Below are 21,219 nucleotides of genomic sequence, written 5' to 3' on the forward strand. Positions count from 1 at the left end.
CCCGCAACCAGTTCGCCATAATGTTCGGCGAGCGCTTCGACGCTTGAGTATCTGAAACCGCATGGAGCCGGTCAGATACACAAAGTTCAGGACACTCCCATGGCGGCTGATCTGCAAGCTCCACTCTGGTCGCCACGCCTTAATGGGAACGCCTTCATGCTGTTGCCCATCGCGCGTATAATCGACGCGAGCGGTCCGACCATCAAGCTCGCTCATCTCGACGGCATCGACCTGCGCCACACGGTCGATGGCTGGCACGGCATTTGGAGGGCCGACGGCATCGCGCATCAATTGTGGCTGCCCCAAGCTGGTCTTGACGCGGCGGCTTTCTACGGCACTTTTTTGCCGTTGGATGCTTTCTACGAACTACGATCCCATGCTGCCCAGCGGTTCTGGCGCTCTATTGAAGGCCGCCGGCCGGGGCCTGACTTTCGGGTCATGCCCGCCCAATTACGCCAATGGCACATCCTGTCGCTACGCGCCTTGGACGCACGGATGCATGGCGAGAGCTATCGTACCATCGCCGCAGAGCTACTTGGATTCAGGGGCACCAAGCAGGATTGGGAAGTCGATCCACGCAAGAACAAGGCCCGCCGCCTCGTCGCTCACGGCATTAAGATGATGAGCGGCGGCTATCGGCTGCTGCTGCACTATCCCATCAAAGCAGATGGGCGGCACTTTTATCGCCTTTCTTAAACCGGGATGGTGATGGATTTATGCTGGAAGTGCCATCTGGCAGGAGCTGGGGGACGACCCGATCGACATGATGCGGCGGATCATGTCATTGTTCGACGAATACCAGTCGAAGGAGAACGGCAAGCACGTCACGTGCGCCCTGAAGGAGAATGCCCGGCAGGGCTTCTGGAACGGCGCGCTGCCGCCGATCGGCTACCGGATCGCCGCCGCCGAACAGCGGGGGGCCAAGACCAAGAAGAAGCTGGAAATCGACCCGCTGCACGCCGACACGATCCGGCTGATCTACCGGCTCGCTTTGGAGGGGGAGGGCGACAGCGGTCAGATGGGCGTCAAGGCGATCGTTAAGCATCTCAACGCCAAGGGCATCTTCACCCGAGACGGCGGGCGGTGGGGCATCGGCCAAGTCCACCGTGTCCTGACCCGCCGCACCTATATCGGTGAACATGAATGGGGGAAGCGCAGCAAGCATAACGACCCGCGCGCGCCCGGCGAGATCGTCATCGTCCCGGTGCCCGCTATCATCGAGCGGGAGACTTTCGACGCCGTTCAGTCGCTTTTGCAGGCCCGCAACCCCAAGACCAAATTGCCTGCCCGCGTGGTGATTGGGCCGACCCTGCTGACCGGCATCTGCTATTGCGGCAACTGCGGCGGGGCCATGACCATCCGCACCGGCAAGAGCGGCCGCTACCGCTACTATGCCTGCTCGATCAAGGCGCGGCAGGGCGAGACCGGCTGCAAGGGCCGCGCGATCCCCATGGACAAGCTCGACAATATGGTGGTCAGCCATATCGAGGACCGCTTGCTCGATCCTGATCGTCTGGAGAAGCTGCTTGGCAGCATCCTCGGCCGCCGCGAGGATCAAGCCGAGCGCCGCCGTGAACATATTGCCTCTTTGCAGCGACAGGCGACCGAATCGGAATCGCGCCTCAAGCGACTCTATGACGCCATCGAGGCGGGCGTGGCTGATCTGGACGACCCGGCGCTCAAGGAGCGCATCGCCGGTCTCAAGGTTCTCCGTGATCAGGCCAGAGTTGACGCCGACCGGGCGCAAGCCCTGCTCGAAAGCCCCGGCCACAGCGCCCTCAGTCCTGCGATGATCGAAGGGTTTGCACGCCGAGCACGGGAGCGGATTCATAACCACGAGGGCGGCTATCGGCGGGATCACCTGCGCGCCCTGGCGCAGCGCGTCGAGGTCGCAGACGACGTAATTCGCATCATGGGGTCTAAAACGGAGCTGTTAAAGACGCTTATTGCCGGTCAAGGGCGGCAATCGGCGGTGATTGGCGTGCCCAGAGGCGGACTGAAATGGCGGAGGGGATGGGCCTGACGTCTAACCTTCTCTACCTTAAGTCATTGAAATTCATTATGTTTAAATCTCGGCAATCTTCAGTTTGCGCTTCAACATGACGCGATTAGCGCAGACCTTGCGCATATCCCCCCTGGGGGGATAAGAGCGCACCATGTCCGAGTCAGCCCAGCACAGTTCGCACCCCCATATCATCAACCGCCTCAAACGGGCGGAGGGACACCTCAGATCCATCATCGCCATGCTGGAGGCGGAGAAGCCCTGCGCCGAGATCGCGGGCCAGATCAAGGCGGTCGAAAGCGCTGTCACAGCCGCCAAGCGGATGCTGATTCACGACCACATCGACCATTGCCTGGGGCACGGCGGCGAGAGCGATCTCGTCGAATTGCGCGCGCTGGCCAAACTTCTCTGAGAGGCACCATGCTCGCCGTCCTTGCCAACCGCACTTACCGTCATCTGTTCGCTGCGCAGGTCATTGCGCTGATCGGCACCGGCTTGGCCACGGTCGCCCTCGGGCTTCTGGCCTGGGATCTCGCGGGGGCCGATGCGGGGGTGGTGCTCGGCACCGCGCTTGCGATCAAGATGGTCGCCTATGTGACGCTTGCGCCGATTGCCTCGGCCTTTGCCGACCGGGTGCCGCGACGGGCGATGCTGGTGGCGCTCGACCTGATCCGCGCGACGGTCGCGCTGGCGCTGCCTTTCGTGTCCGAGGTCTGGCACATCTATGTGCTGATCTTCCTGCTGCAGGCGGCATCGGCCGGCTTCACCCCGACCTTCCAGGCGACGATCCCGGACGTTCTGCCCGACGAGGCCGAGTACACGCGGGCGCTGTCGCTCTCGCGGCTGGCCTATGATCTGGAGAACCTGCTCTCGCCGATGCTCGCGGCCGCGCTGCTGACGGTGGTGAGCTTTCCGGTCTTGTTCGGCGGCACCGTCATCGGCTTTCTGGCATCGGCCGCACTCGTAATGACCGTCACTCTGCCGTCACCCCGGCCGACGCAGCCGCGCGGTATCTGGGACCGGACCACCCGCGGCATCCGCATCTATCTCGCCACGCCGCGCCTGCGGGGGCTGCTTGCGCTGAACCTTGCGGTGGCCGCGGCAGGGGCCATGGTGATCGTCAACACGGTCGTGCTGGTTCAGGCGCGGCTTGGCCTCGGCGAAGAGCAGGTGGCGCTGGCGCTCGCGGCGTTTGGCGGCGGCTCGATGGTCGCGGCGCTGCTCCTGCCGCGGCTGCTCGACCGAATGCCGGACCGACCGCCGATGATTGCAGGTGCCCTGATCCTCGTTTGCGGAACGGCCTTCGGCCCGCTGGTCGGATCGCTGCCTGCGCTGATGGCGCTGTGGCTCGTGATCGGCTTTGGCTACAGCCTGACACAAACGCCGACGGGTCGACTGCTGCGCCGGTCCGCCCAGCCGGAGGACCGGCCGGCGATCTTTGCCGCCCAGTTCGCGCTCAGCCATGCCTGCTGGCTTCTCACCTATCCGCTGGCCGGGCGGTTCGGGGCCGCATTCGGTCTGGATGCGACCTTTCTCATCATGGCTGGCCTCGCCGCCCTCGGGGTTGCGAGCGCGCTGAAGCTCTGGCCTGCGGCAGAGCCGGAGGTTCTGCCGCATGAACACCCCGATCTGCCCGAAGGACATCCGCATCTGTGGGAACATGGAGAGAGCGGCCACAGCCACGCCGTGGTGATCGACGACCTGCATCGGCAATGGCCGTCCCGGTGCGCCTGACCGATTATCATAGGCGATCTTGCCGTTTATGGCGGCCTGTTTCTGGCTGCCTTCACCGCTGCGACTCTGCTCCCTGCCCAGTCCGAGGCACTGGTCGTGGGCCTTTTGCTGACCGACTACGCGCCATGGCTGGTGCTGGCTGTGGCGAGCGTCGGGAACGTCCTGGGTTCTGTGGTCAACTGGTTTCTCGGGCGAGGGATCGAACTGTTCCGCGGCCGCCGCTGGTTTCCGGCGAGCCCCGCCGCGCTGGCACGGGCGGAAGGCTGGTATCGCCGCTACGGCAGATGGTCGCTGCTGCTGGCCTGGGCGCCGATTATCGGCGACCCGCTTACTGTCGTAGCGGGCGTGCTGCGCGAGACCTTCCTGGTATTCCTGCTCCTCGTCAGCATCGCGAAGATCGGCCGCTACCTTATTCTGGCAGCAGCGACCCTGGGGTTCGGCTGACTATGGCTCTGGGTGTGCCTCGACTCGCAGTGCGAGCTGCGGCTTCTGACCTTCAATCCGGAGAAGGCCCGAAATGCTGTCTCCGTTCGGGTGATCGGCGCTCGCTGCCCTTGTCCATCCCGAAACGCCGAGTTCACCTCGCCGGTTCTCGCTTCAGATCACGAACACCGGCGCGAACCCGCCACCTGGCGTCCTGAAGTTCGTGGTCTGACCTTGATAAAGGCGCGCGGCCACCAGAAGCACCTGCCCATCATAGGTGTACAGTCGCACGTCCATCTTGCGCCTCTGGGGTGTCTCGTCGATCTTGATCATGCGTTCGCTGGGGCGGACCAGCGTCTGGGCTACGTATCCGCCCTCCGCGATCTCCGCCCAAGCTCCTTTCGTCAGCTTGTCGCCACGATAGACCGCCTTGCCGCCATGCCCGCCGGTCGGCTTGAAGAACAGGTCCCTGCGGGATTTCCAAAGTGCGTCAGCGTTATCGGGATTGACCAGGACGGTGCGTGGAACGGCATCAAGCAGGGCGCGAAGTCTCGGCTCCACGCCCCAGGCCTCCAGCGTCGCGGGTTTTGAAAGAAGCGAAAGATTGCGCTTGTCGGCAAGGAGCGCGTGGTTGTGCGGATTCGGCGTCACAACCACCGCGCCGTCCCGGTAGGCTTCCTGCAATGCCTTGTGCTCGGGCTGATCGAAGGAGAAATCGGTGACCCGGTTGTAAACGAGATCGATTGTCTTTCCATCGACGCTGAGCCGACCATCGTCGTAGCGAAGTTGGCTGGCATCGGCGATGACCGCGTCTACCCCTCGTGCCGCGAAAACCCGCCGCGCGAGCACGAATTCGGGATAAAGATACTGTTCCGGCGGATTGTCGTCGACGATGGCGATGCGTTCTGGCGCGCCCGTTCCACGCTGCCGAATCCATTCGTTCTGGAACATGCGGAACGCCGCGTCCTCAAAGGATAGCAGCGTCGGGGGGATGTCCATTTCGGCACAACACGCGCGCTGCGCCCTTGCAAGAAAGGCATTGAGAAATGCCCCGCCGGCGTTGGTATTGATCTCGATCAGCCGGGGGCCGTCTTCGCCAAGATGAAAGTCGTAGCCCATCAATGCCCCGATCGGACCGTGATCCGCCCGCGCGATTTCCGGCGCCCAGGAAAGGACCGCGGCTTTGTATGCCGCGAGTTGGGCGGTGGTCTCCACAGCCGCTGCGATGGCGCGCATCTCATCCACGGTGGTGGCCGAAAGGAACACCGGTACGTGCGAGAACAGATGGGCCTTGGGGCGGATGAACGTCTCGAAGAATGCCGGCTCACCGGCCTCGCGCTCCATCGCTTCGCGCAGCGATGGAAGGTCCAGTGTAACGCAGAAGCAGTTCTTGTTGAGTCGGTCCGTGCGGTCCTGAACCCGCTTCGATGAACTGGAGCCGGGATTGTTCATCGAGGGAAAACCCGAGGCGGCGCCAAGATCGAGCGCGCTTCAAATGCCAAGTAAGCCATGAATAATCCCACGAACATCCCTCCCAAAGGTTTCGCCATCAGGTCGATCCAAACATGCCGCTTCTGTTCGGCGGCCTCAACTGTGACCGGTGGGCCTCGGGAAATTGCACTGCCGGTCGCAGGGGCAGCTCCATCCCGAAGGTGCCATCAGTGTGGTTGCGACACATTCTCCTGGTAGGTCCGCTCGCGCTCTGGCCAGGTGCTCTTGATATAGGCGAGGACAGCCCGGATCTCGGCGTCGCTGAGAAGATCGGCAAACCCCGGCATGTCGCTCTCATAGCCGCCCCCGACGATGGCGGCCGTGCCTTCCCTGACGATGCGGAACAGGATGTCATCGGGATGGTGCCACGTGTGGCCGCCGGCATCGTGCGGTGGCGCCGGGAGACGCCCGGACGGAAGGGGTGTCTTCCAGTCCGGCTGCCCCTCCAGGTCCGCACCGTGGCAGGAGGCGCATTGGTCCGCATAGACCTGCCGCCCCTGCTCGACTTCTGCAGATGCCGCGGCGGTGGAGGTTGTCCGGGCCTGATGCCATCCAGCGAGGATCGCCAGGATCAGGCCGCCGAGGAGCAATCCGAGCCACAAGATGTTACGGAGTTCTTTACTCATGAGTTGCATGATTGGTGGCGAGGAATTTCTATTGGCTATATGCCGAGGATGAAGTTCTGCCAGAGGCGCGACGCTTGGGGCAATGGACATTCCCGTGACCAGCGCCTATCTTTCCGGGATGTTCTCGCGCCTCGTCACCATGCTGGCCGTGCTCGTGATCGCCTTCATGACGACGGCGACGTCTGCGCATGCGGCGCGCCTGAGCGCAGGGCCGGATCACGCGGCGCATGTCAGCGAGATGACGCAGGTTGCGACCGGCAGCGACCGTTCCTGTGACGGCGAACAGCACTGCGGATCGATGGATGCTGGAAGCTGTGAGTTGCTTTGTTCAGGTCTTTCGGTCTTTCTGACATTTCCGAGGGAAGACTCGCCCAGCGTTTACGCGCCTGCCAGCCATGCCCTGCCAACTGCTGAAACCGTCGCCAGTCGGGCACCTGGACTGAACGAACGACCTCCCAAGCTCCGTCTCCTCTGATCGCGTCCGGGCCACGAGGCCCGCGGCGTCCTGTCGGTTTTGATGAACGGGACAGGCTGTCCCGAGGAGACGACCATGAATACCCTTTCACGACGCGGCTTCCTTGCCGCTGGCGCCGCCATGCTGGTCTATGCGCACCTACCGCGCATCGCGGCGGCGCAGGGCGCCGCCCCGCTGTCGCTGCGTGCCGCCACCCGGACGCTCGACATCGACGGTCGCGCCGCCACCGTCTGGGGTCTTGCCGGGCCGGCCGGACAGGGTCTGACACTTGATCCCGGCGCGCGGTTCCGGGTGAATCTGCGCAACGATCTCGATGTTGGCACGCTGATCCACTGGCATGGCCAGATCCCGCCTAACGCGCAGGATGGCGTGCCCGAAATGCCTTTGCCGATGCTCGCCCCTGGCGAGACACGCGCTTACGACTTCGCGCCGCTTCCCGGCACCTACTGGATGCACGCGCATGTGCCGATCCACGAGATGCGCCTTCTGGCAGCGCCGCTGATCGTGCGCAGCGCCGAGGATGTCGCCGCCGACCGCCAGGAGGTGGTGCTGTTCCTTCACGATTTCTCGTTCAAGGCGGCCGAGGAGGTGATGGCCGAGATCCTCGGCGGCCATGGGACCGCCGACGGTCACGGGGGCGGCCACGGCGCGGGCGTGGGCGGCATGGCGGCCATGGGTCAAGGCGCGATGGGGAACACGCCGATGGGCGGCATGGATCACGGCGCCATGGACGGCATGGCGATGGACCTTAACGACTACGACTGGGACGCCTATCTGGCCAACGACCGCACGCTGTCGGACCCCGAGGTGGTGCAGGTCGAGCGCGGCGGGCGCATCCTCCTGCGGGTGATCAACGCCGCCGCGGCGACGGTGTTCTGGATCGAGACTGGCGAAGCGCAGGCCCGGCTCGTCGCGGTGGACGGCCATGCCGTTCAGCCGATTTCCGGCACGCGCTTCGGCTTGGCCATGGGCCAGCGGCTCGATCTCGAAATCGACCTGCCGAACGCGGGCGGCGCCTGGCCGATCCTCGCGCTGCGGGAAGGCGCGCGCGAGCGCACCGGGCTGATCCTTGCCACGCAGGGCGCCGACGTCCGACGCATCGACACCATGGCGGAGGCCGAAGCGCCTGCCTTCGAAACCGACCTTGCCCAGGAATCGCGCCTGATCTCCGCCGATGCCCTGCCGGATCGCCCGGTGGACCGCCGCCATATGGTGATGCTAGGCGGATCGATGCAGCCCTATGTCTGGACCATCAACGGGGCCGTCTGGGGCCAGCATCGCCCGCTTGCCGCGCGCAGCGGCGAGCGGGTCGTGCTGTCCTTCCACAACATGTCGATGATGGGCCACCCGATGCATCTGCACGGGCATGTGTTCCAGGTCGTCGGGCTGAACGGACGTGCGGTCCGCGGCGCGCTGCGGGACACGGTCTATTTGCCGCCGATGTCGATGGTCGATATCGCGCTGGACGCGGGCGAGGCCGCACGCTGGATGCTGCATTGCCACCACATGCCGCATCTCGAGACCGGCATGATGACCGAATTCGCAGTCAACGCATGATCGGGCAAACCGCCAAGGAGGCGTGAGAAATGGCCAGCAAGACAGATCACCATCACCACAACCACGGCCATGTGCACGATCACGCGCATGACCACGCCGCCGTCGCGCGGGACGACACGCACAAGGTCAAGGACCCTGTCTGCGGCATGATGGTCGACCCGCACACGACCGAGCACAAGGCCGAGCATGCCGGCCGGCCGTATTACTTCTGCTCCGCCGGCTGCCGGGCCAAGTTCCTGGCAGAGCCGGAACGTTACCTCGATCCGGCGACCGCGGCGGCCACGGCAGAGCCGGTGCCCGAGGGGACGATCTATACCTGCCCGATGCACCCGGAGATCCGGCAGGTCGGCCCCGGCTCCTGCCCAATCTGCGGCATGGCGCTGGAGCCGGTGCTGGTCAGTCTCGAGGCCGGACCCAACGAGGAACTGATCGACATGACACGTCGGTTCTGGATCGGACTGGCGCTGACGATACCAGTGGTCGTCCTCGAAATGGGCGGCCATTTTCTTGGCTTGAGCCATTATGTCGGCCAGCTGACCTCGAACTGGCTGCAACTGATCCTCGCAACGCCGGTCGTTCTCTGGGCCGGCTGGCCATTCTTTCAGCGCGGCTGGCAGTCGCTGGTCAACCGCAGCCTCAACATGTTCACCCTGATCGCCATGGGCACCGGGACCGCCTGGATCTACAGCGTCGTCGCCACAGTTGCGCCCGGTATCTTTCCCGATGCGTTTCGCCAGCATGACGGTTCCGTCGCGGTCTATTTCGAGGCGGCGGCGGTCATCACCGTGCTGGTGCTGCTCGGGCAGGTGTTGGAACTGCGGGCGCGAGAGAGCACCAGCGGCGCCATCCGCGCGCTGCTCGACCTCGCCCCCAAGACCGCCCGGATCATTCGCGACGATGGCATGGAGGAGGAGGTTCCGCTCGACAGCGTGCATGTCGGCGACCGCCTGCGGGTGCGTCCCGGCGAGAAGGTGCCGGTCGATGGCGAAGTGCTGGAAGGCCGCAGCGCCGTCGATGAATCGATGGTGACGGGTGAATCGATGCCTGTGACCAAGGAGGCCGGTGCATCGGCCATCGGCGGCACCATGAACCAGTCCGGCGCGCTGGTGATCGAGGCGCGGAAAGTTGGCCGCGACACCATGTTGTCGCAGATCGTCCAGCTTGTCGCCGAGGCGCAGCGGAGCCGCGCGCCGATCCAGCGCCTCGCCGACCAAGTGTCGGGCTGGTTCGTGCCGGCGGTGATCGTGATCGCGATCCTTGCCTTCATCGCCTGGTCGATCTGGGGCCCGGAGCCGCGTTTCTCCTTCGGTCTGATCGCTGCCGTGTCGGTGCTGATCATCGCCTGTCCCTGCGCGTTGGGGTTGGCGACGCCGATGTCGATCATGGTCGGCGTCGGCCGTGGCGCGCAGGCGGGCGTGCTGATCAAGAACGCCGAGGCGCTGGAGAATATGGAGAAGGTCAACACCATCATCGTCGACAAGACCGGCACTCTGACCGAGGGCCGGCCCGCTGTGACCGCCATCGTTCCGGCTGCTGGCTTCAGCGAGGACGAGGCGCTGCGGCTTGCCGCCAGTGTGGAGCGGGCCAGCGAGCATCCGCTGGCGCTGGCCATCGTCCGCGCCGCCGAGGAGCGCGGGATCGCGACGGCGCCGGTTGCGGATTTCGACTCGCCGACCGGGAAGGGCGCGCTCGGGGTGGTCGAAGGCAAGCGCATTCCGCTTGGCAATGCGAAGTTCCTCGCCGAGCAAGGCGTCGATGTCGCTCCGCTCGCCGATGAAGCCGACCGGCTGCGCGAGGACGGGGCGACCGCGATCTTCATGGGGGTGGATGGCCGCGTCGCCGCGATCTTCGCTATCGCCGATCCGGTCAAGCCCTCGACGCCGGAGGCGCTGGCCGCGCTGAAGGCGCAGGGCATCCGCGTGGTCATGCTGACCGGCGACAACTGGACCACAGCGAAGGCCGTCGCGCGCCATCTCGGCATCGACGAGGTCGAGGCCGAGGTTCTGCCCGATCAGAAAAGCGCGGTCGTGCAGCGGCACAAGGCGGCGGGCGAGGTGGTGGCAATGGCAGGCGACGGCGTCAACGATGCACCGGCGCTGGCCGCTGCGGACGTTGGCATCGCCATGGGCACCGGCACCGATGTGGCGATGGAGAGCGCGGGTGTCACGCTGCTGAAGGGCGATCTGACCGGCATCGTGCGGGCGCGGCGGCTGTCGCAGGCGGTCATGGGCAATATCCGCCAGAACCTGTTCTTCGCCTTCATCTACAACGCGCTCGGCGTGCCGGTCGCAGCCGGGGTCCTCTATCCGTTCTTCGGCATCCTGCTGTCTCCGATCATTGCGGCCGCCGCCATGGCGCTCTCATCGGTCAGCGTCATCACCAATGCCGCTCGGCTGCGGAGGGTGAAGCTATGACGATGCCGGTGCCACGGCCCTCGGTTTGCCCATCACTCCCTTGTGAGCCGGATGCGGACCGTGACGGCGAGACAATACATCCATGAAAAAAGGTGTGACTATGAGAAACGACAGCAACATCAGCCGGCGCGCCATTCTGGCCGCTGCCGGCGCGCTGCCCCTGCTGATGTCCACGGCCGGCTGGGGACATGCCGAAACGCTGCCGCTGGTGAGCGTTACCAAGGATCCGTCCTGCGGCTGCTGCGATGGCTGGGTCGCGCATATCGAGGCCGCGGGGTTCCCGGTGCGGGTTGTGGAATCCACCGACATGGACAGCTTCAAGCAGCGCCTCGGCGTGCCGGCCGAACTGGCATCGTGCCACACCGCCGAGGTGGACGGCTATGTGATCGAGGGTCATGTGCCTGCCGCGGCGATCCGCCGCCTGCTGGTCGAGCGGCCTGACGCGACGGGGCTGGCCGTTCCCGGCATGCCTGCCGGCTCGCCCGGCATGGATTTCCCGGGCGTCGATCCCGAGCCGTATGAAGCGTTCCTGTTCGGCCCGACCACCCGGAGCTTCGGGCGCTTCCTCGGTTCGCGGGAAATCTGAAAGGCGCCGCCGACATGAACGCCAGGCTCGCGGATGATCTCAAACAGCACCTCGCTGTGGCGGCCTGCCTCCGTCCGCGGGGCTGGCGCCCCACGTCGGGTGGCGCGCGACGTGAACGCGACATCGCGCAGGGCCGGCGTGCCGCCGGCAAGGAAGGTGGCGCATGACCGAACGGGCGGGGGTCAAATTTCGGGCGAGTTGCGGCCGACTGCGCCGGTTTGCGATCTGCATCCTGCTGCTTGCCATCGGCGCACTGGTTCTGCAGGTCCCAGTCCATGCGAGCCCGACCGGACACGCCATCCACCAGCAACAGGCCGCTGCCCAGGCAAGCCACTGCACCCAGCATCACGTGTCGGACGACCATGGCGCCAATCAATCGGCAGGCTGCGTGAACACGGACAGTAGCCCAAACCTTGCGGATTGCTGTCAGACCTGTCTGACCGCCGCAGTTCCCGTCGCGCCGCCGGAGTTCGGCCCGCCGACGAGCGGTGAGGCTTTCACGGTTGTGCGCCCTGACCCGCACGACCGATTCCCCGAAGGCATCCTGAGACCACCACGTCCTATCGCTGCGTGATGCGCAGGGGATCGCCGCGAGAACGAATGTTGTCTCCGGCCGCTCCTGTGCAAACCCGAAAGACCAGCGAACAGAACGGAGAACCGCGACCCGAAACCCCGGGTCAGCGCTCTGGATCGAAAGGATGAAATCAATGAACCGAACCGCAATCGCCCTTTCCCTCGGCGTCCTGGCAGGCCTGCCTGGCGCTGCCCTCGCTCAGGCCGGGCATGACGCCCACCACCCGGGAACCCCGCCCGCGCAAGTGCAGCAGGCTCCCGTGCCGACGCCTCCCTCAGGCCAGATGGCTGGCATGCAAGGGATGATGCCAGAGCAGTGCCAAGCCATGATGCAGGCGATGGCCCCGGAATGCATGAGCGCGATGCACCAGATGATGCAGGGCGGAATGATGCAGGGGATGATGGGCGCGCCGAACGAGGGTGCCGCCCCGGCCCACGAAAGCCTTCCGGAGTTCACCCGGGCCTACGTCGAATCGATGAATGAAATGCACGGGCCGATGATGGACGGCGTCATGGCGGATGATCCGGATGTCGCCTTCGTCCGGGGCATGATCCCCCATCATCAGGGCGCGATCGACATGGCCCGGATCGTCCAGCAATACGGGGACGACCCGCAGACCAGGGCATGGGCGGACCAGATCATCGCGGCGCAGGAAGCCGAGATCGCCGAGATGCAGGCATGGCTGGAGGCGAAGGCCGGCGACGCGCCGTCGCCCTTTGCTCAGACCGGCGGAACGGTCTACTCCGCCAACGAGGGCGGCAATTCCATCAGCGCCTTCGATCTCGGCACGGGGGCGTTCGTCACGGTTACGATCCCGGTCGCGCCTCACAACGTCGATCTGACGCCGGATGGCAAGCTGCTGCTGGCGGTCGGAGATCCTGCCGCCGAGGGGGATCACGGCTCGGACGGCCATGGGCACGGCGCGGAGGGCGCGGCCGAGGGTCTGCTGGTCATTCTCGATCCGCGGGACCTCTCGGCGCCCACGGCGACCGTGACGGTAGGCTCGCACCCGGCCCATGTGGTCGCTGACCGGCAGGGGCGCGCTTTTGTCTCGCTGGCCGGCGGCAACGAGATCGCTGTGGTCGACCTCGCAAAGGCCGAGGTCATCGGGCGCATCGCGACGGGGGATTATCCGCACGGCCTTCGCCTCAGTCCCGATGAGAGCCAACTCTATGTGGCTAATGTCGAGGATGGCTCGGTTTCCGTCATCGACACGCAGGATCTGACGGAAGTTGCGCGCATTCCGGTGGGCGCAGCGCCCGTTCAGGTCGGGTTCACGCCGTCTGGCGATCAGGTCTACGTCTCTCTCCGGGACGAGAACCGTGTGGCCGTCATCGACACCGCCTCCCGCGAGGTGACGAACAGGATCGACGTCGGGCCGAACCCGATCCAGATGGTCGCGACACCGGATGGGGCCTACGTCTACGTGGCCAACCAGGGCACCGACGCGGAGCCTAACAACACCGTTTCCGTGATCGACACCGCGACCGGTCAGGTCGTGAAGACCCTCACCACCGGCGGCGGCGCCCATGGAGTCTCGGTATCGACCGACGGGGCATTCGTGTTCGTGACCAACATAGCCGACGATACCGTGTCGATCATCGACGTGGGGAGCCAGGACGTCGTCAAGACCCTACCAGTCGGTGATCGCCCGAACGGCATCGTCTACGGCGGCGCGGCCCGCTGAGTCTCTGGCGCCGGGGTTCACTCCGGCGCCAGCTTTCGACCACCGTTTTCACGATCGACGATGACCGTAAGGCTCGATGACGCGGGCATGACGTTCGCGAGCTTGCTTGCCTCCGACGGCCTTCCGGCGGCGGGGGCGCCCGCAAACCTCTAACGGCCGATGCGCCCGTTTGTTAACTTCTTCCAGACGTCCTTCCGACTTGCCTGGAGGAGACGAGAGGGGCGCTGATCCATCAGCGATATCATGCGCCGCGGACCCGGCTGAGCGCTTTTTTTGCGGCCTGCGATCCCGCGTGACGGCGTACGCAGCAAGCCTATCGGCATTGCGGGGATGTCCGATCAGCAGGTTGCCACTCTGCCTCGGGTTGGCTCGCTGCCCGCCGGCCGAGTCTTGGCAGCGGCGGCGCGCTGGTCTAGACGGCAACAAACCCGCTTGGACCCGGTGCAATTCCGGGTGGCTCTTCCGGCCGCCGATCCGCCGGACAACCTGTTTTCACCAGACACACAAGACGGCACCGATCCGGGTGCCGCCACAGGACGGTTCATGACTTTCTTCCCTAATTATCGCGACGAATGGCTTGGCAACATCCGAGCCGACATCCTTTCGGGCCTCGTCGTCGCCCTGGCGCTGATCCCCGAAGCGATCGCATTTTCCATCATCGCGGGCGTGGACCCCAAGATCGGCCTCTACGCCAGCTTCTCCATCGCCGTGATCACCGCCATCGTCGGCGGGCGGCCTGGGATGATCTCGGCCGCGACCGCTGCGACTGCGGTGCTGATGATCACCCTCGTGAAGGACCACGGGCTGGAATACCTGTTAGCTGCGACGGTGCTGGCGGGGCTGATCCAGATCGGCGCGGGACTGCTGAAGCTGGGCCGTTTCATGCGATTCGTCTCGAAGTCGGTGATGACCGGCTTCGTCAACGCGCTCGCAATCCTGATCTTCATGGCACAGCTGCCCGAGCTCGACCCAACGCGGGCCGGCCCGCTGACCTGGGCGCTGGTCGCAGCCGGGCTCGCGATCATATATCTGTTCCCGACGCTCACCCGCGCGATCCCGTCACCGCTGGTCACCATCGTGGTCCTGACCGCGCTGGCCTGGACAATGGGCTGGGACGTAAGGACGGTCGGCGACATGGGCGCGCTGCCTGACACGCTGCCGATGTTCCTGATCCCCGACGTGCCCGTGACCTTCGAGACGCTGGCGATCATCCTGCCCTACTCGGTCGCGGTGGCAATTGTCGGGCTGCTGGAAAGCCTGATGACCCAGAACATCGTGGATGAACTGACCGACACCGCCAGCGACCGCAACCAGGAATGCATTGGCCAAGGCGTGGCCAACACCGTCACCGGCTTCATCGGCGGAATGGTGGGCTGTGCGATGATCGGGCAGTCGATCATCAACATCAAGTCGGGTGGACGCGGCCGGCTGTCCAGCTTTGCCGCCGGGGTAATCCTGCTGTTCATGGTCGTGGTGCTGGGCGACCTGGTCGCCATCATCCCGATGGCGGCGCTGGTCGCGATCATGGTCATGGTGTCGATCGGCACCTTCTCCTGGTCGTCGATTAGCAACCTGCGCACGCATCCGCTGTCGTCGTCCGTCGTCATGATCGCGACGGTCGTCACTGTGGTTTACACGCACAACCTGGCGATCGGGGTGCTGGTGGGCGTGCTGCTGTCGGGCATCTTCTTCGCGGCAAAGATCGCGCAGCTGTTCCGTGTCACCTCGACGCTCAGCGAGGATGGCCGACACCGCACCTATGTCGTTGAAGGCCAGCTTTTCTATGGCTCGGTCGAGGATTTCATGACCGCCCTCGACTTTCGCGAAGCGGTCGAGCGCGTCACCATCGACGTCAGCCGCGCGCACATCTGGGACATTTCGTCGGTCCAGGCGCTGGACATGGCGGTGCTGAAGTTCCGCCGCGACGGGGCTGAAGTGGAGATCGCCGGCATGAACAAGGCGACCGAGACCATCGTCGACCGGCTGGCGGTCCACGACAAGCCGGGCGCCCTCGGCAAGCTCATGGCGCATTGAGGAAGATGACATGACCAACACCATCATCGCCCTGATCGACGGGTCGGACTTCTTGCGCCCGGTTCTGGACCTCGCTGCCTGGGCCGCGACGCGCAACGACGCGCCCGTGCACCTGCTGCATGTGCTGCCGCCCAAGGGGCCGCCGAAGTCCGACCTGTCGGGTGAGATCGGGCTGGGCGCGCGCTCAGCCCTGCTGGGCGAACTGTCGGCGCTGGACGAACAACGTGCAAAGCTCGCACTGGCGCAGGGCCGCGCGGTTCTGGACGACGCCACCGAGATTCTGAAAGCCGCCGGGGTGACGCGCGTGACGGCACAGTTGCGGCAGGGCGACCTGCTGGAGAGCCTGGCCGCGCAGGAGGCCGGGTCGGGCCTGATTGTCGTCGGCAAGCGCGGAGAAAGCGCCGACCGCGCGCCGGGGCATCTGGGATCGAACTTCGAACGCATCGTGCGGGCGTCGAAGCTTCCGGTGTTGATGGCGCCCCGACAGACGCGCGAACACCTGCGTCGCGCGATCCTGGCCTATGACGGCAGTCCATCGGCGCGGCGGGCGCTGGAACGCGTGGCGCAGCTGCCCGCCTATCGCGGCCTCAAGATCGAGATCGTCCGTGTGGGCGACAGCGCGGATGCCCGAACGGCGCTCGATGAAGCGCAGGTCGTGCTGGCACGGGCCGGCATCCCCGCCACGACGCGGCTTCTGCACGGCACGCCCGAGGAGGCTATCCTGGCGCATCTGAAGGACAGCGGCGCCGACGTCCTCGTCATGGGGGCCTATGGTCATTCCCGCATCCGCAGCCTGATGGTTGGTTCCACCACTACGGCGATGCTGCAGAAGGCGCAGGTGCCGGTGCTGCTGGTACGATGATGGCAGCGCCTTCACCCGAGCCACCGCCACGGCGTCATCTCGCGAGACGGACTGGGGGACGGCAAGGAGACGTGCTCTGATGACGATCACGACCGGCGGCACCCAGACCGCGTCGCTATCGGCCGAAGGAAATTTCAGGTTCGCGACGAACATCGTCGATAGCAGCGTCTCGATCATCGACGTCGAGAGCCAGGACGGTCTCGGTCGCCGATCGGCCGAATGGCATTGGCGCCGGCGAATCCGGCCGCGGAGGAGGTGAATGGTGCCAGATGCAGTTCCAGCGCATTTTCACAGCCACCGCTGGAGCAGATCGGCAGGCCATCCTGGCATTGACACCAGGGACATTTCCACTATTCTGGAGATATGGAAAGAGAAGGCACCATCGCGGCCTTGGCCGCGCTCGCGCAGGAGACCCGTCTCGACATCTTTCGGCTGCTGGTGCAGGCGGGCAGCGAAGGACGCGCGGTCGGGCAAATCGGCGAGAAGCTCGGCCTGCCCTCGGCCACCCTCTCGTTTCACCTGAGCCAGCTGAAGCATGCCGGCCTGGTAACGTTCCGCCGTGAGGGGCGATCCTTGATCTACACGGCCAACTTTGCGGCGATGAACGGGCTGATGGCCTATCTCACGGAGAACTGCTGCGGCGGCGATGCCAGCGACTGCGCGGGTGGAGCCGTTGCCTGCGATCCGTTCAACAACACCGGGATCAAGGAGGGCAGCAGCGTATGAGCGCGAACGACACCGACGTCATCATCTATCACAATCCCGACTGCGGCACGTCGCGCAACACGCTGGCCATGATCCGCAACTCCGGGATCGAGCCTCACGTCATAGAGTACCTCAAGACTCCGCCCTCGCGCACGCTGCTGCAACGGCTCGTCGAGCGGATGGGCGTGTCGGTTCGGGACATCCTGCGCGAGAAGGGTACGCCCTACGGCGAACTCGGTCTCCACCTCCCCGGTCTGACCGAGGAGCAACTGCTCGATGCGATCGAGGCTCACCCGATCCTGATCAACCGGCCCATCGTGATCACGCTGAAGGGCGTCAAACTCTGCCGTCCCTCCGAAACCGTGCTCGACCTCCTGCCGTCCCAGACGGGGGCCTTCACCAAGGAGGACGGCGAGAGGATCGCCGATAGCGCGGGCAACAGACTCGCCTGAAGCCACAAGGACGCCATCGCCCATGTCTGCATTTGAACGTTATCTTTCGCTCTGGGTCGCATTGGCCATCATCGCCGGTCTGGCGCTTGGCCAGATCGCGCCGGGGCTGATGAACTTCCTTGCCGCGCTGGAATACGGCTCGGTCAACTTCGTCGTCGCCGTGCTGATCTGGGCGATGGTCTATCCGATGATGGTGGCGGTGGATTTTCGGGCGCTGGCGCGGGTCCATGAACGGCCCAAGGGTCTGATCATCACGCTGGCCGTAAACTGGCTGATCAAACCCTTCACCATGGCAGCACTCGGCGTCCTGTTCTTCGACTGGATCTTTGCGCCGTTCATCGAGCCTGGCACATCGGGCCAGTACATCGCGGGTCTGATCCTGCTGGGCGCGGCACCGTGCACGGCGATGGTGTTCGTCTGGTCGCAAATGACCAGGGGGGATCCGAACTATACTCTGGCGCAGGTGTCACTGAACGACGCGATCATGGTGTTTGCGTATGCGCCGATCGTGGCCTTGCTGCTGGGTGTCACCGACATCACCGTGCCTTGGGCAACGCTGATCCTGTCTGTCGGCCTGTACATTGTGATCCCGCTCGTCGCGGGTATCGTGACGCGGATGCTGATGACGCGCGGCGCCGCCAATCCGGCCGCTGCCGAAGCCACCGTTGGCGCGTTTACAGCCAAGGTGAAGCCATTCTCGGTTGTGGGCCTGCTCGCGACAGTCGTGCTGCTGTTCGGCTTTCAGGGCGCGGTGATCCTGAGCCAGCCATTGGTCATCGTGATGATTGCGATCCCGCTCCTGATCCAGTCCTACGGGATCTTCGCGCTGTCATACTGGGCGGCGAAAGCCTGGCGTGTCCCGCATAACGTCGCCGCTCCCTGCGCGATGATCGGCACGTCGAACTTCTTCGAGCTGGCCGTCGCGGTGGCCATCGGCCTGTTCGGCCTGAACTCCATCGCCGCCCTTGTCACAGTGGTTGGCGTGCTGGTCGAAGTGCCCGTGATGCTGTCGCTGGTCTGGTTCGCCAACCGGACCACGCACTGGTTCCCGGCTGAGGAAACCGCCATCGGGGCACTCAGAACAAGGGAGCAGAACTGATGTTTCGACCAGCGCCGATTTCACTCGATTGCTCCGCCGCCCGAGGCCCGCGCGACCTCCTGCGCCATCCCGTTTGACCCCGAGCTCCGCGAGCAGAAGGATTTACAATGCGTTTGCGTCCACTTCCCGATCCCGACCACCTGCCAGCCCTGGACACGCGCTTTGTCCAGAGGCGCCCGGCGATCGGACTTGGACCCGAGGAACACAAACCGCGGATCCTGCTGCTCTATGGCTCGCTGCGGCCACGCTCCTATTCCCGGCTGGCGACCGAGGAGGCGGCGAGGTTGCTGCGCCTCTTTGGCGCCGAGGTCCGCATCTTCGATCCCTCGGACATGCCGTTCCCTGACCAGATCGCGGGCGACGATCACCCGGCGATCCACGAGCTGCGCCAGCATGCTGTGTGGTCCGAAGGCATGGTCTGGTGCAGCCCCGAGCGCCACGGCCAGATCACCGGCCTGATGAAGGCGCAGATCGACAACCTGCCGCTCAACATGGGTGGGATGCGCCCGACACAGGGGCGCACGCTCGCGGTGATGCAGGTATCCGGCGGCTCCCAGAGCTTCAACGCGGTCAACTCGCTGCGGCTCCTGGGCCGCTGGATGCGGATGATCACGATCCCCAACCAGTCGAGCGTCGCCAAGGCGTATGATGAGTTCGACGAGGCCGGGCGGATGAAGCCCTCGAACTACTACGACCGCATCGTTGACGTGATGGAGGAGCTGGTCCGCTTCACCATTCTCACCCGCCGCCATGCGGCACGCCTCGTCGACCGCTACTCCGAAAGGAAGGCCGCAGGAAACGCCGTGGATCCGGCGGTGGACCTCTCTTCGATTGCCACCGCGTCGCAGAAGCGCTCGGCATGAGAGGCGTCGACCATGATGTCGTGGTGATCGGGGGCGGACAGGCCGGCCTTGCGGTCGCCTACTACCTTCGCCGCGCCGGTCTCGATTTCGTGGTGCTGGACGCGGAGGAGCGGCCCGGTGGCGCCTGGCGTCATACATGGGACTCGCTGCGCCTGTTTTCGCCAGCGGGCTACAGCTCGCTGCCCGGCTGGCCCATGCCGCCGAGCCAGACTAAGGGCTTTCCGACCCGCGACGAGGTGATTGATTATCTGACGCGCTACGAACGCCGTTATGAATTCCCGATCGAACGGCCGTGCGAAGTGGAAGCCGTGGAGCGCGACGGCCAACGGCTGCGTCTCCGCCTGAAGGATCAGCGTGGCCTCACAGCACGCGCGGTCGTCAGCGCCACCGGGACATGGGGCGCGCCCTATTTTCCGGACTACGCGGACAGGGAGCTCTTCGGAGGCATTCATCTCCATTCGGCGCACTACCGAAACCCGCAGCCGTTCGCCGGCAAACGGGTGCTGATCGTCGGCGGCGGCAATTCCGGGGCGCAGATTCTCGCCGAAGTGAGCGAGGTCGCCGAGACCATCTGGGTCACGCTCAAGGAGCCGGTCTTTCTGCCTGACGACGTCGACGGCCGGGTTCTCTTCGAGCGGGCCAGCGCGCGGGTGCGCGGAGACTTCGATCAGGCCGCAACCACCACGCTGGGCGACATCGTCATGGTCCCGCCTGTGAAGGAGGCGAGAGATCGGGGCGTGCTCACCTCCGTCCGTCCCTTCGAGCGTTTCACTGCGACGGGCGTGGCCTGGCGAGACGGGACCGAGACGCAGATCGACGCTGTCCTGTGGTGCACGGGTTTCCGTCCTGCAACCGAGCACCTTCTGCCCCTCGGCGTGGTCGAAGCTGACGGGCGTATCGAGGTGGTCGACCAACGCGCTGTCAAGGAACCAAGGCTGTGGCTCGCGGGATACGGGAACTGGACGGGCGCCGCCTCCGCAACGCTGATCGGCGCAGGGCGCACGGCGCGAGAGCTGGCTCCCCGCATCAGGGATTCTCTTGCCGACGCAAGCCTGGCGTCCTGACCGCGCTCGTGCTGGCGGGGTGTCGTACGGGGCTGCGGGATGAACCTACTGCCCGCCACATCCCCGCGCCTGCTCCCGCATGACGGCGTAGTCGCTCAGCATTTCGGCGACCGCAGAACGCTCCGGCAGGAGCGCGAGTTCGTCTGCCGCCCGCGTCTGTAACTCCTGACTATACTCCACGACCGGCGGACAAAGTGCCATGATCCTTTGTTCAGAACCGACCGTCGCGCAGCCGCTCAGCAAGCTCGTCGCGATTGCGAGGACGGCGAGCCGCGGCCTCCAGCATCCGGCGTTGGGCATCATTGATCTTCTCCGTGGTCTCATAGCGTTCGGAGAGGCGGCCAGTGCGCTCGCCGGAACGCCGGAGTGCGAGCAGGAACAGCAGCACCGCGAGCGCGGTGGCGCCGTAGCGTAGCGTCGCCCGCATCCACGGGCTGGCGGCGAACCTGGTCAGGAGCGTGGCGATCATCGACGCCCCCGCTTCCAGTCATCGAGCCGCGCGTAGATCGTGACCGCGATGCCAACGAGCGCCACGGCGATGAACACCCAGCGCAGCGTGTCGAGATAAGAC

Annotated in this window: 22 protein-coding genes, 1 pseudogene and 1 other annotated feature; of the genes and pseudogenes, 19 read left to right on the forward strand and 4 right to left on the reverse strand. The window is 65.2% G+C overall.

The annotated features are described in order from the left end of the window. Window positions 1-99 precede the first annotated feature (99 nt). The 5 genes from PARHAE_RS19030 to PARHAE_RS19050 all read left to right on the forward strand — a co-directional run bounded on the left by PARHAE_RS19030 (window position 100) and on the right by PARHAE_RS19050 (window position 4,180). A complete protein-coding gene (locus PARHAE_RS19030) occupies window positions 100-696 on the forward strand; it encodes a DUF2285 domain-containing protein (protein WP_126156111.1) in 597 nt (198 codons plus the stop codon). Window positions 697-778: 82 nt separating this feature from the next. After that, complete coding sequence (locus PARHAE_RS19035; RefSeq protein ID WP_206437029.1) at window positions 779-2,023, forward strand: recombinase family protein; 1,245 nt, start codon at window positions 779-781, stop codon at window positions 2,021-2,023. 133 nt (window positions 2,024-2,156) lie between these two features. Beyond that, on the forward strand, window positions 2,157-2,414 hold the full coding sequence (locus tag PARHAE_RS19040; RefSeq protein WP_085378480.1) for a metal-sensing transcriptional repressor: 258 nt from the start codon (window positions 2,157-2,159) through the stop codon (window positions 2,412-2,414). 8 nt (window positions 2,415-2,422) lie between these two features. After that, a complete protein-coding gene (locus tag PARHAE_RS19045) occupies window positions 2,423-3,736 on the forward strand; it encodes an MFS transporter (protein ID WP_126156113.1) in 1,314 nt (437 codons plus the stop codon). Window positions 3,737-3,832: 96 nt separating this feature from the next. Further along, entirely contained in the window at window positions 3,833-4,180 is a 348-nt protein-coding gene (locus PARHAE_RS19050) for a YqaA family protein (RefSeq protein WP_338142936.1), read from the forward strand. 153 nt (window positions 4,181-4,333) lie between these two features. On the opposite strand, the gene PARHAE_RS19055 is transcribed toward PARHAE_RS19050, so the two are convergent. Beyond that, window positions 4,334-5,611, reverse strand: coding sequence for an ATP-grasp domain-containing protein (locus tag PARHAE_RS19055; RefSeq protein WP_101753489.1), 1,278 nt, complete (start codon window positions 5,609-5,611; stop codon window positions 4,334-4,336). 206 nt (window positions 5,612-5,817) lie between these two features. Continuing rightward, the gene (locus tag PARHAE_RS19060) at window positions 5,818-6,276 is read right to left on the reverse strand and encodes a c-type cytochrome (RefSeq protein ID WP_114350931.1); all 459 of its coding nucleotides are present in this window, start codon (window positions 6,274-6,276) and stop codon (window positions 5,818-5,820) included. 94 nt (window positions 6,277-6,370) lie between these two features. Between PARHAE_RS19060 and PARHAE_RS19065 the strand changes: the two genes are divergently transcribed. The 14 genes from PARHAE_RS19065 (at window position 6,371) to PARHAE_RS19130 (ending at window position 20,648) form a co-directional block, all read left to right on the forward strand. Then, on the forward strand, window positions 6,371-6,751 hold the full coding sequence (locus tag PARHAE_RS19065; RefSeq protein ID WP_241232892.1) for a hypothetical protein: 381 nt from the start codon (window positions 6,371-6,373) through the stop codon (window positions 6,749-6,751). A gap of 75 nt (window positions 6,752-6,826) precedes the next feature. Continuing rightward, a complete protein-coding gene (locus tag PARHAE_RS19070; RefSeq protein WP_126156115.1) occupies window positions 6,827-8,308 on the forward strand; it encodes a multicopper oxidase family protein in 1,482 nt (493 codons plus the stop codon). A 29-nt stretch (window positions 8,309-8,337) separates the two neighbouring features. Further along, window positions 8,338-10,722, forward strand: a complete 2,385-nt coding sequence (locus PARHAE_RS19075) for a heavy metal translocating P-type ATPase (RefSeq protein ID WP_085378473.1) — start codon at window positions 8,338-8,340, stop codon at window positions 10,720-10,722. A gap of 100 nt (window positions 10,723-10,822) precedes the next feature. Further along, complete coding sequence (locus tag PARHAE_RS19080; protein ID WP_085378472.1) at window positions 10,823-11,308, forward strand: DUF411 domain-containing protein; 486 nt, start codon at window positions 10,823-10,825, stop codon at window positions 11,306-11,308. 163 nt (window positions 11,309-11,471) lie between these two features. Next, a complete protein-coding gene (locus PARHAE_RS19085) occupies window positions 11,472-11,882 on the forward strand; it encodes a hypothetical protein (protein ID WP_126156116.1) in 411 nt (136 codons plus the stop codon). A 133-nt stretch (window positions 11,883-12,015) separates the two neighbouring features. Then, window positions 12,016-13,569 (forward strand): CopM family metallochaperone, encoded by a 1,554-nt coding sequence (gene copM, locus PARHAE_RS19090; RefSeq protein ID WP_241232893.1) that lies wholly within the window; start codon window positions 12,016-12,018, stop codon window positions 13,567-13,569. Window positions 13,570-14,000: 431 nt separating this feature from the next. Further along, window positions 14,001-14,056: a sequence feature (sul1 is cis-regulatory element that is thought to sense ions involved in sulfur or methionine metabolism; They are found in Alphaproteobacteria), on the forward strand. Between the two features lie 56 nt (window positions 14,057-14,112). Continuing rightward, complete coding sequence (locus PARHAE_RS19095; protein ID WP_126156118.1) at window positions 14,113-15,603, forward strand: SulP family inorganic anion transporter; 1,491 nt, start codon at window positions 14,113-14,115, stop codon at window positions 15,601-15,603. A gap of 10 nt (window positions 15,604-15,613) precedes the next feature. Further along, a complete protein-coding gene (locus tag PARHAE_RS19100) occupies window positions 15,614-16,465 on the forward strand; it encodes a universal stress protein (protein ID WP_085378469.1) in 852 nt (283 codons plus the stop codon). A gap of 79 nt (window positions 16,466-16,544) precedes the next feature. Then, window positions 16,545-16,724: a hypothetical protein gene (locus PARHAE_RS19105; protein ID WP_085378468.1), complete on the forward strand. Its 180-nt coding sequence runs from the start codon at window positions 16,545-16,547 to the stop codon at window positions 16,722-16,724. A 104-nt stretch (window positions 16,725-16,828) separates the two neighbouring features. Continuing rightward, the gene (locus PARHAE_RS19110; RefSeq protein WP_085378467.1) at window positions 16,829-17,191 is read left to right on the forward strand and encodes an ArsR/SmtB family transcription factor; all 363 of its coding nucleotides are present in this window, start codon (window positions 16,829-16,831) and stop codon (window positions 17,189-17,191) included. Beyond that, window positions 17,188-17,622 (forward strand): arsenate reductase (glutaredoxin), encoded by a 435-nt coding sequence (gene arsC, locus PARHAE_RS19115; RefSeq protein ID WP_085378466.1) that lies wholly within the window; start codon window positions 17,188-17,190, stop codon window positions 17,620-17,622. The genes PARHAE_RS19110 and arsC overlap by 4 nt, the downstream gene beginning before the upstream one ends. 22 nt (window positions 17,623-17,644) lie before the next feature. Next, entirely contained in the window at window positions 17,645-18,721 is a 1,077-nt protein-coding gene (gene arsB / locus PARHAE_RS19120) for an ACR3 family arsenite efflux transporter (RefSeq protein ID WP_085378465.1), read from the forward strand. Window positions 18,722-18,828: 107 nt separating this feature from the next. After that, window positions 18,829-19,584 carry an arsenical resistance protein ArsH gene (gene arsH, locus PARHAE_RS19125; RefSeq protein WP_085378464.1) on the forward strand — a complete coding sequence of 252 codons (756 nt, stop codon included), beginning with the start codon at window positions 18,829-18,831 and terminating at the stop codon, window positions 19,582-19,584. Then, window positions 19,581-20,648, forward strand: a complete 1,068-nt coding sequence (locus PARHAE_RS19130) for an ArsO family NAD(P)H-dependent flavin-containing monooxygenase (protein ID WP_085378463.1) — start codon at window positions 19,581-19,583, stop codon at window positions 20,646-20,648. Before arsH ends, PARHAE_RS19130 begins: the two co-directional genes overlap by 4 nt. 211 nt (window positions 20,649-20,859) lie before the next feature. On the opposite strand, the gene PARHAE_RS19140 is transcribed toward PARHAE_RS19130, so the two are convergent. Together PARHAE_RS19140 and PARHAE_RS22020 are read right to left on the reverse strand one after the other, a co-directional pair. Continuing rightward, complete coding sequence (locus PARHAE_RS19140) at window positions 20,860-21,117, reverse strand: hypothetical protein (protein ID WP_085378461.1); 258 nt, start codon at window positions 21,115-21,117, stop codon at window positions 20,860-20,862. Next, window positions 21,114-21,219: pseudogene (locus PARHAE_RS22020) on the reverse strand (YcbK family protein); the annotation flags it as partial. The gene PARHAE_RS19140 and the pseudogene PARHAE_RS22020, both read right to left, overlap by 4 nt.

Origin of the sequence: Paracoccus haematequi, from assembly GCF_900631945.1 — a bacterium.
In the GTDB taxonomy this organism is placed as follows: domain Bacteria; phylum Pseudomonadota; class Alphaproteobacteria; order Rhodobacterales; family Rhodobacteraceae; genus Paracoccus; species Paracoccus haematequi_A.

What these genes read in the sequence shown, in the direction of transcription:
- PARHAE_RS19030 (WP_126156111.1), top strand. Translation starts at nt 100, where the DNA reads ATGGCGGCTGATCTGCAAGCTCCACTCTGGTCGCCACGCCTTAATGGG.
- arsH (WP_085378464.1), top strand. Translation starts at nt 18,829, where the DNA reads ATGCGTTTGCGTCCACTTCCCGATCCCGACCACCTGCCAGCCCTGGAC.
- PARHAE_RS19035 (WP_206437029.1), top strand. Translation starts at nt 779, where the DNA reads ATGTCATTGTTCGACGAATACCAGTCGAAGGAGAACGGCAAGCACGTC.
- arsB (WP_085378465.1), top strand. Translation starts at nt 17,645, where the DNA reads ATGTCTGCATTTGAACGTTATCTTTCGCTCTGGGTCGCATTGGCCATC.
- copM (WP_241232893.1), top strand. Translation starts at nt 12,016, where the DNA reads ATGAACCGAACCGCAATCGCCCTTTCCCTCGGCGTCCTGGCAGGCCTG.
- PARHAE_RS19110 (WP_085378467.1), top strand. Translation starts at nt 16,829, where the DNA reads ATGGAAAGAGAAGGCACCATCGCGGCCTTGGCCGCGCTCGCGCAGGAG.
- PARHAE_RS19085 (WP_126156116.1), top strand. Translation starts at nt 11,472, where the DNA reads ATGACCGAACGGGCGGGGGTCAAATTTCGGGCGAGTTGCGGCCGACTG.
- PARHAE_RS19105 (WP_085378468.1), top strand. Translation starts at nt 16,545, where the DNA reads ATGACGATCACGACCGGCGGCACCCAGACCGCGTCGCTATCGGCCGAA.
- PARHAE_RS19100 (WP_085378469.1), top strand. Translation starts at nt 15,614, where the DNA reads ATGACCAACACCATCATCGCCCTGATCGACGGGTCGGACTTCTTGCGC.
- PARHAE_RS19040 (WP_085378480.1), top strand. Translation starts at nt 2,157, where the DNA reads ATGTCCGAGTCAGCCCAGCACAGTTCGCACCCCCATATCATCAACCGC.
- PARHAE_RS19130 (WP_085378463.1), top strand. Translation starts at nt 19,581, where the DNA reads ATGAGAGGCGTCGACCATGATGTCGTGGTGATCGGGGGCGGACAGGCC.
- PARHAE_RS19045 (WP_126156113.1), top strand. Translation starts at nt 2,423, where the DNA reads ATGCTCGCCGTCCTTGCCAACCGCACTTACCGTCATCTGTTCGCTGCG.
- PARHAE_RS19055 (WP_101753489.1), bottom strand. Translation starts at nt 5,611, where the DNA reads ATGAACAATCCCGGCTCCAGTTCATCGAAGCGGGTTCAGGACCGCACG.
- PARHAE_RS19075 (WP_085378473.1), top strand. Translation starts at nt 8,338, where the DNA reads ATGGCCAGCAAGACAGATCACCATCACCACAACCACGGCCATGTGCAC.
- PARHAE_RS19060 (WP_114350931.1), bottom strand. Translation starts at nt 6,276, where the DNA reads ATGAGTAAAGAACTCCGTAACATCTTGTGGCTCGGATTGCTCCTCGGC.
- PARHAE_RS19140 (WP_085378461.1), bottom strand. Translation starts at nt 21,117, where the DNA reads ATGATCGCCACGCTCCTGACCAGGTTCGCCGCCAGCCCGTGGATGCGG.
- PARHAE_RS19095 (WP_126156118.1), top strand. Translation starts at nt 14,113, where the DNA reads ATGACTTTCTTCCCTAATTATCGCGACGAATGGCTTGGCAACATCCGA.
- arsC (WP_085378466.1), top strand. Translation starts at nt 17,188, where the DNA reads ATGAGCGCGAACGACACCGACGTCATCATCTATCACAATCCCGACTGC.
- PARHAE_RS19070 (WP_126156115.1), top strand. Translation starts at nt 6,827, where the DNA reads ATGAATACCCTTTCACGACGCGGCTTCCTTGCCGCTGGCGCCGCCATG.
- PARHAE_RS19080 (WP_085378472.1), top strand. Translation starts at nt 10,823, where the DNA reads ATGAGAAACGACAGCAACATCAGCCGGCGCGCCATTCTGGCCGCTGCC.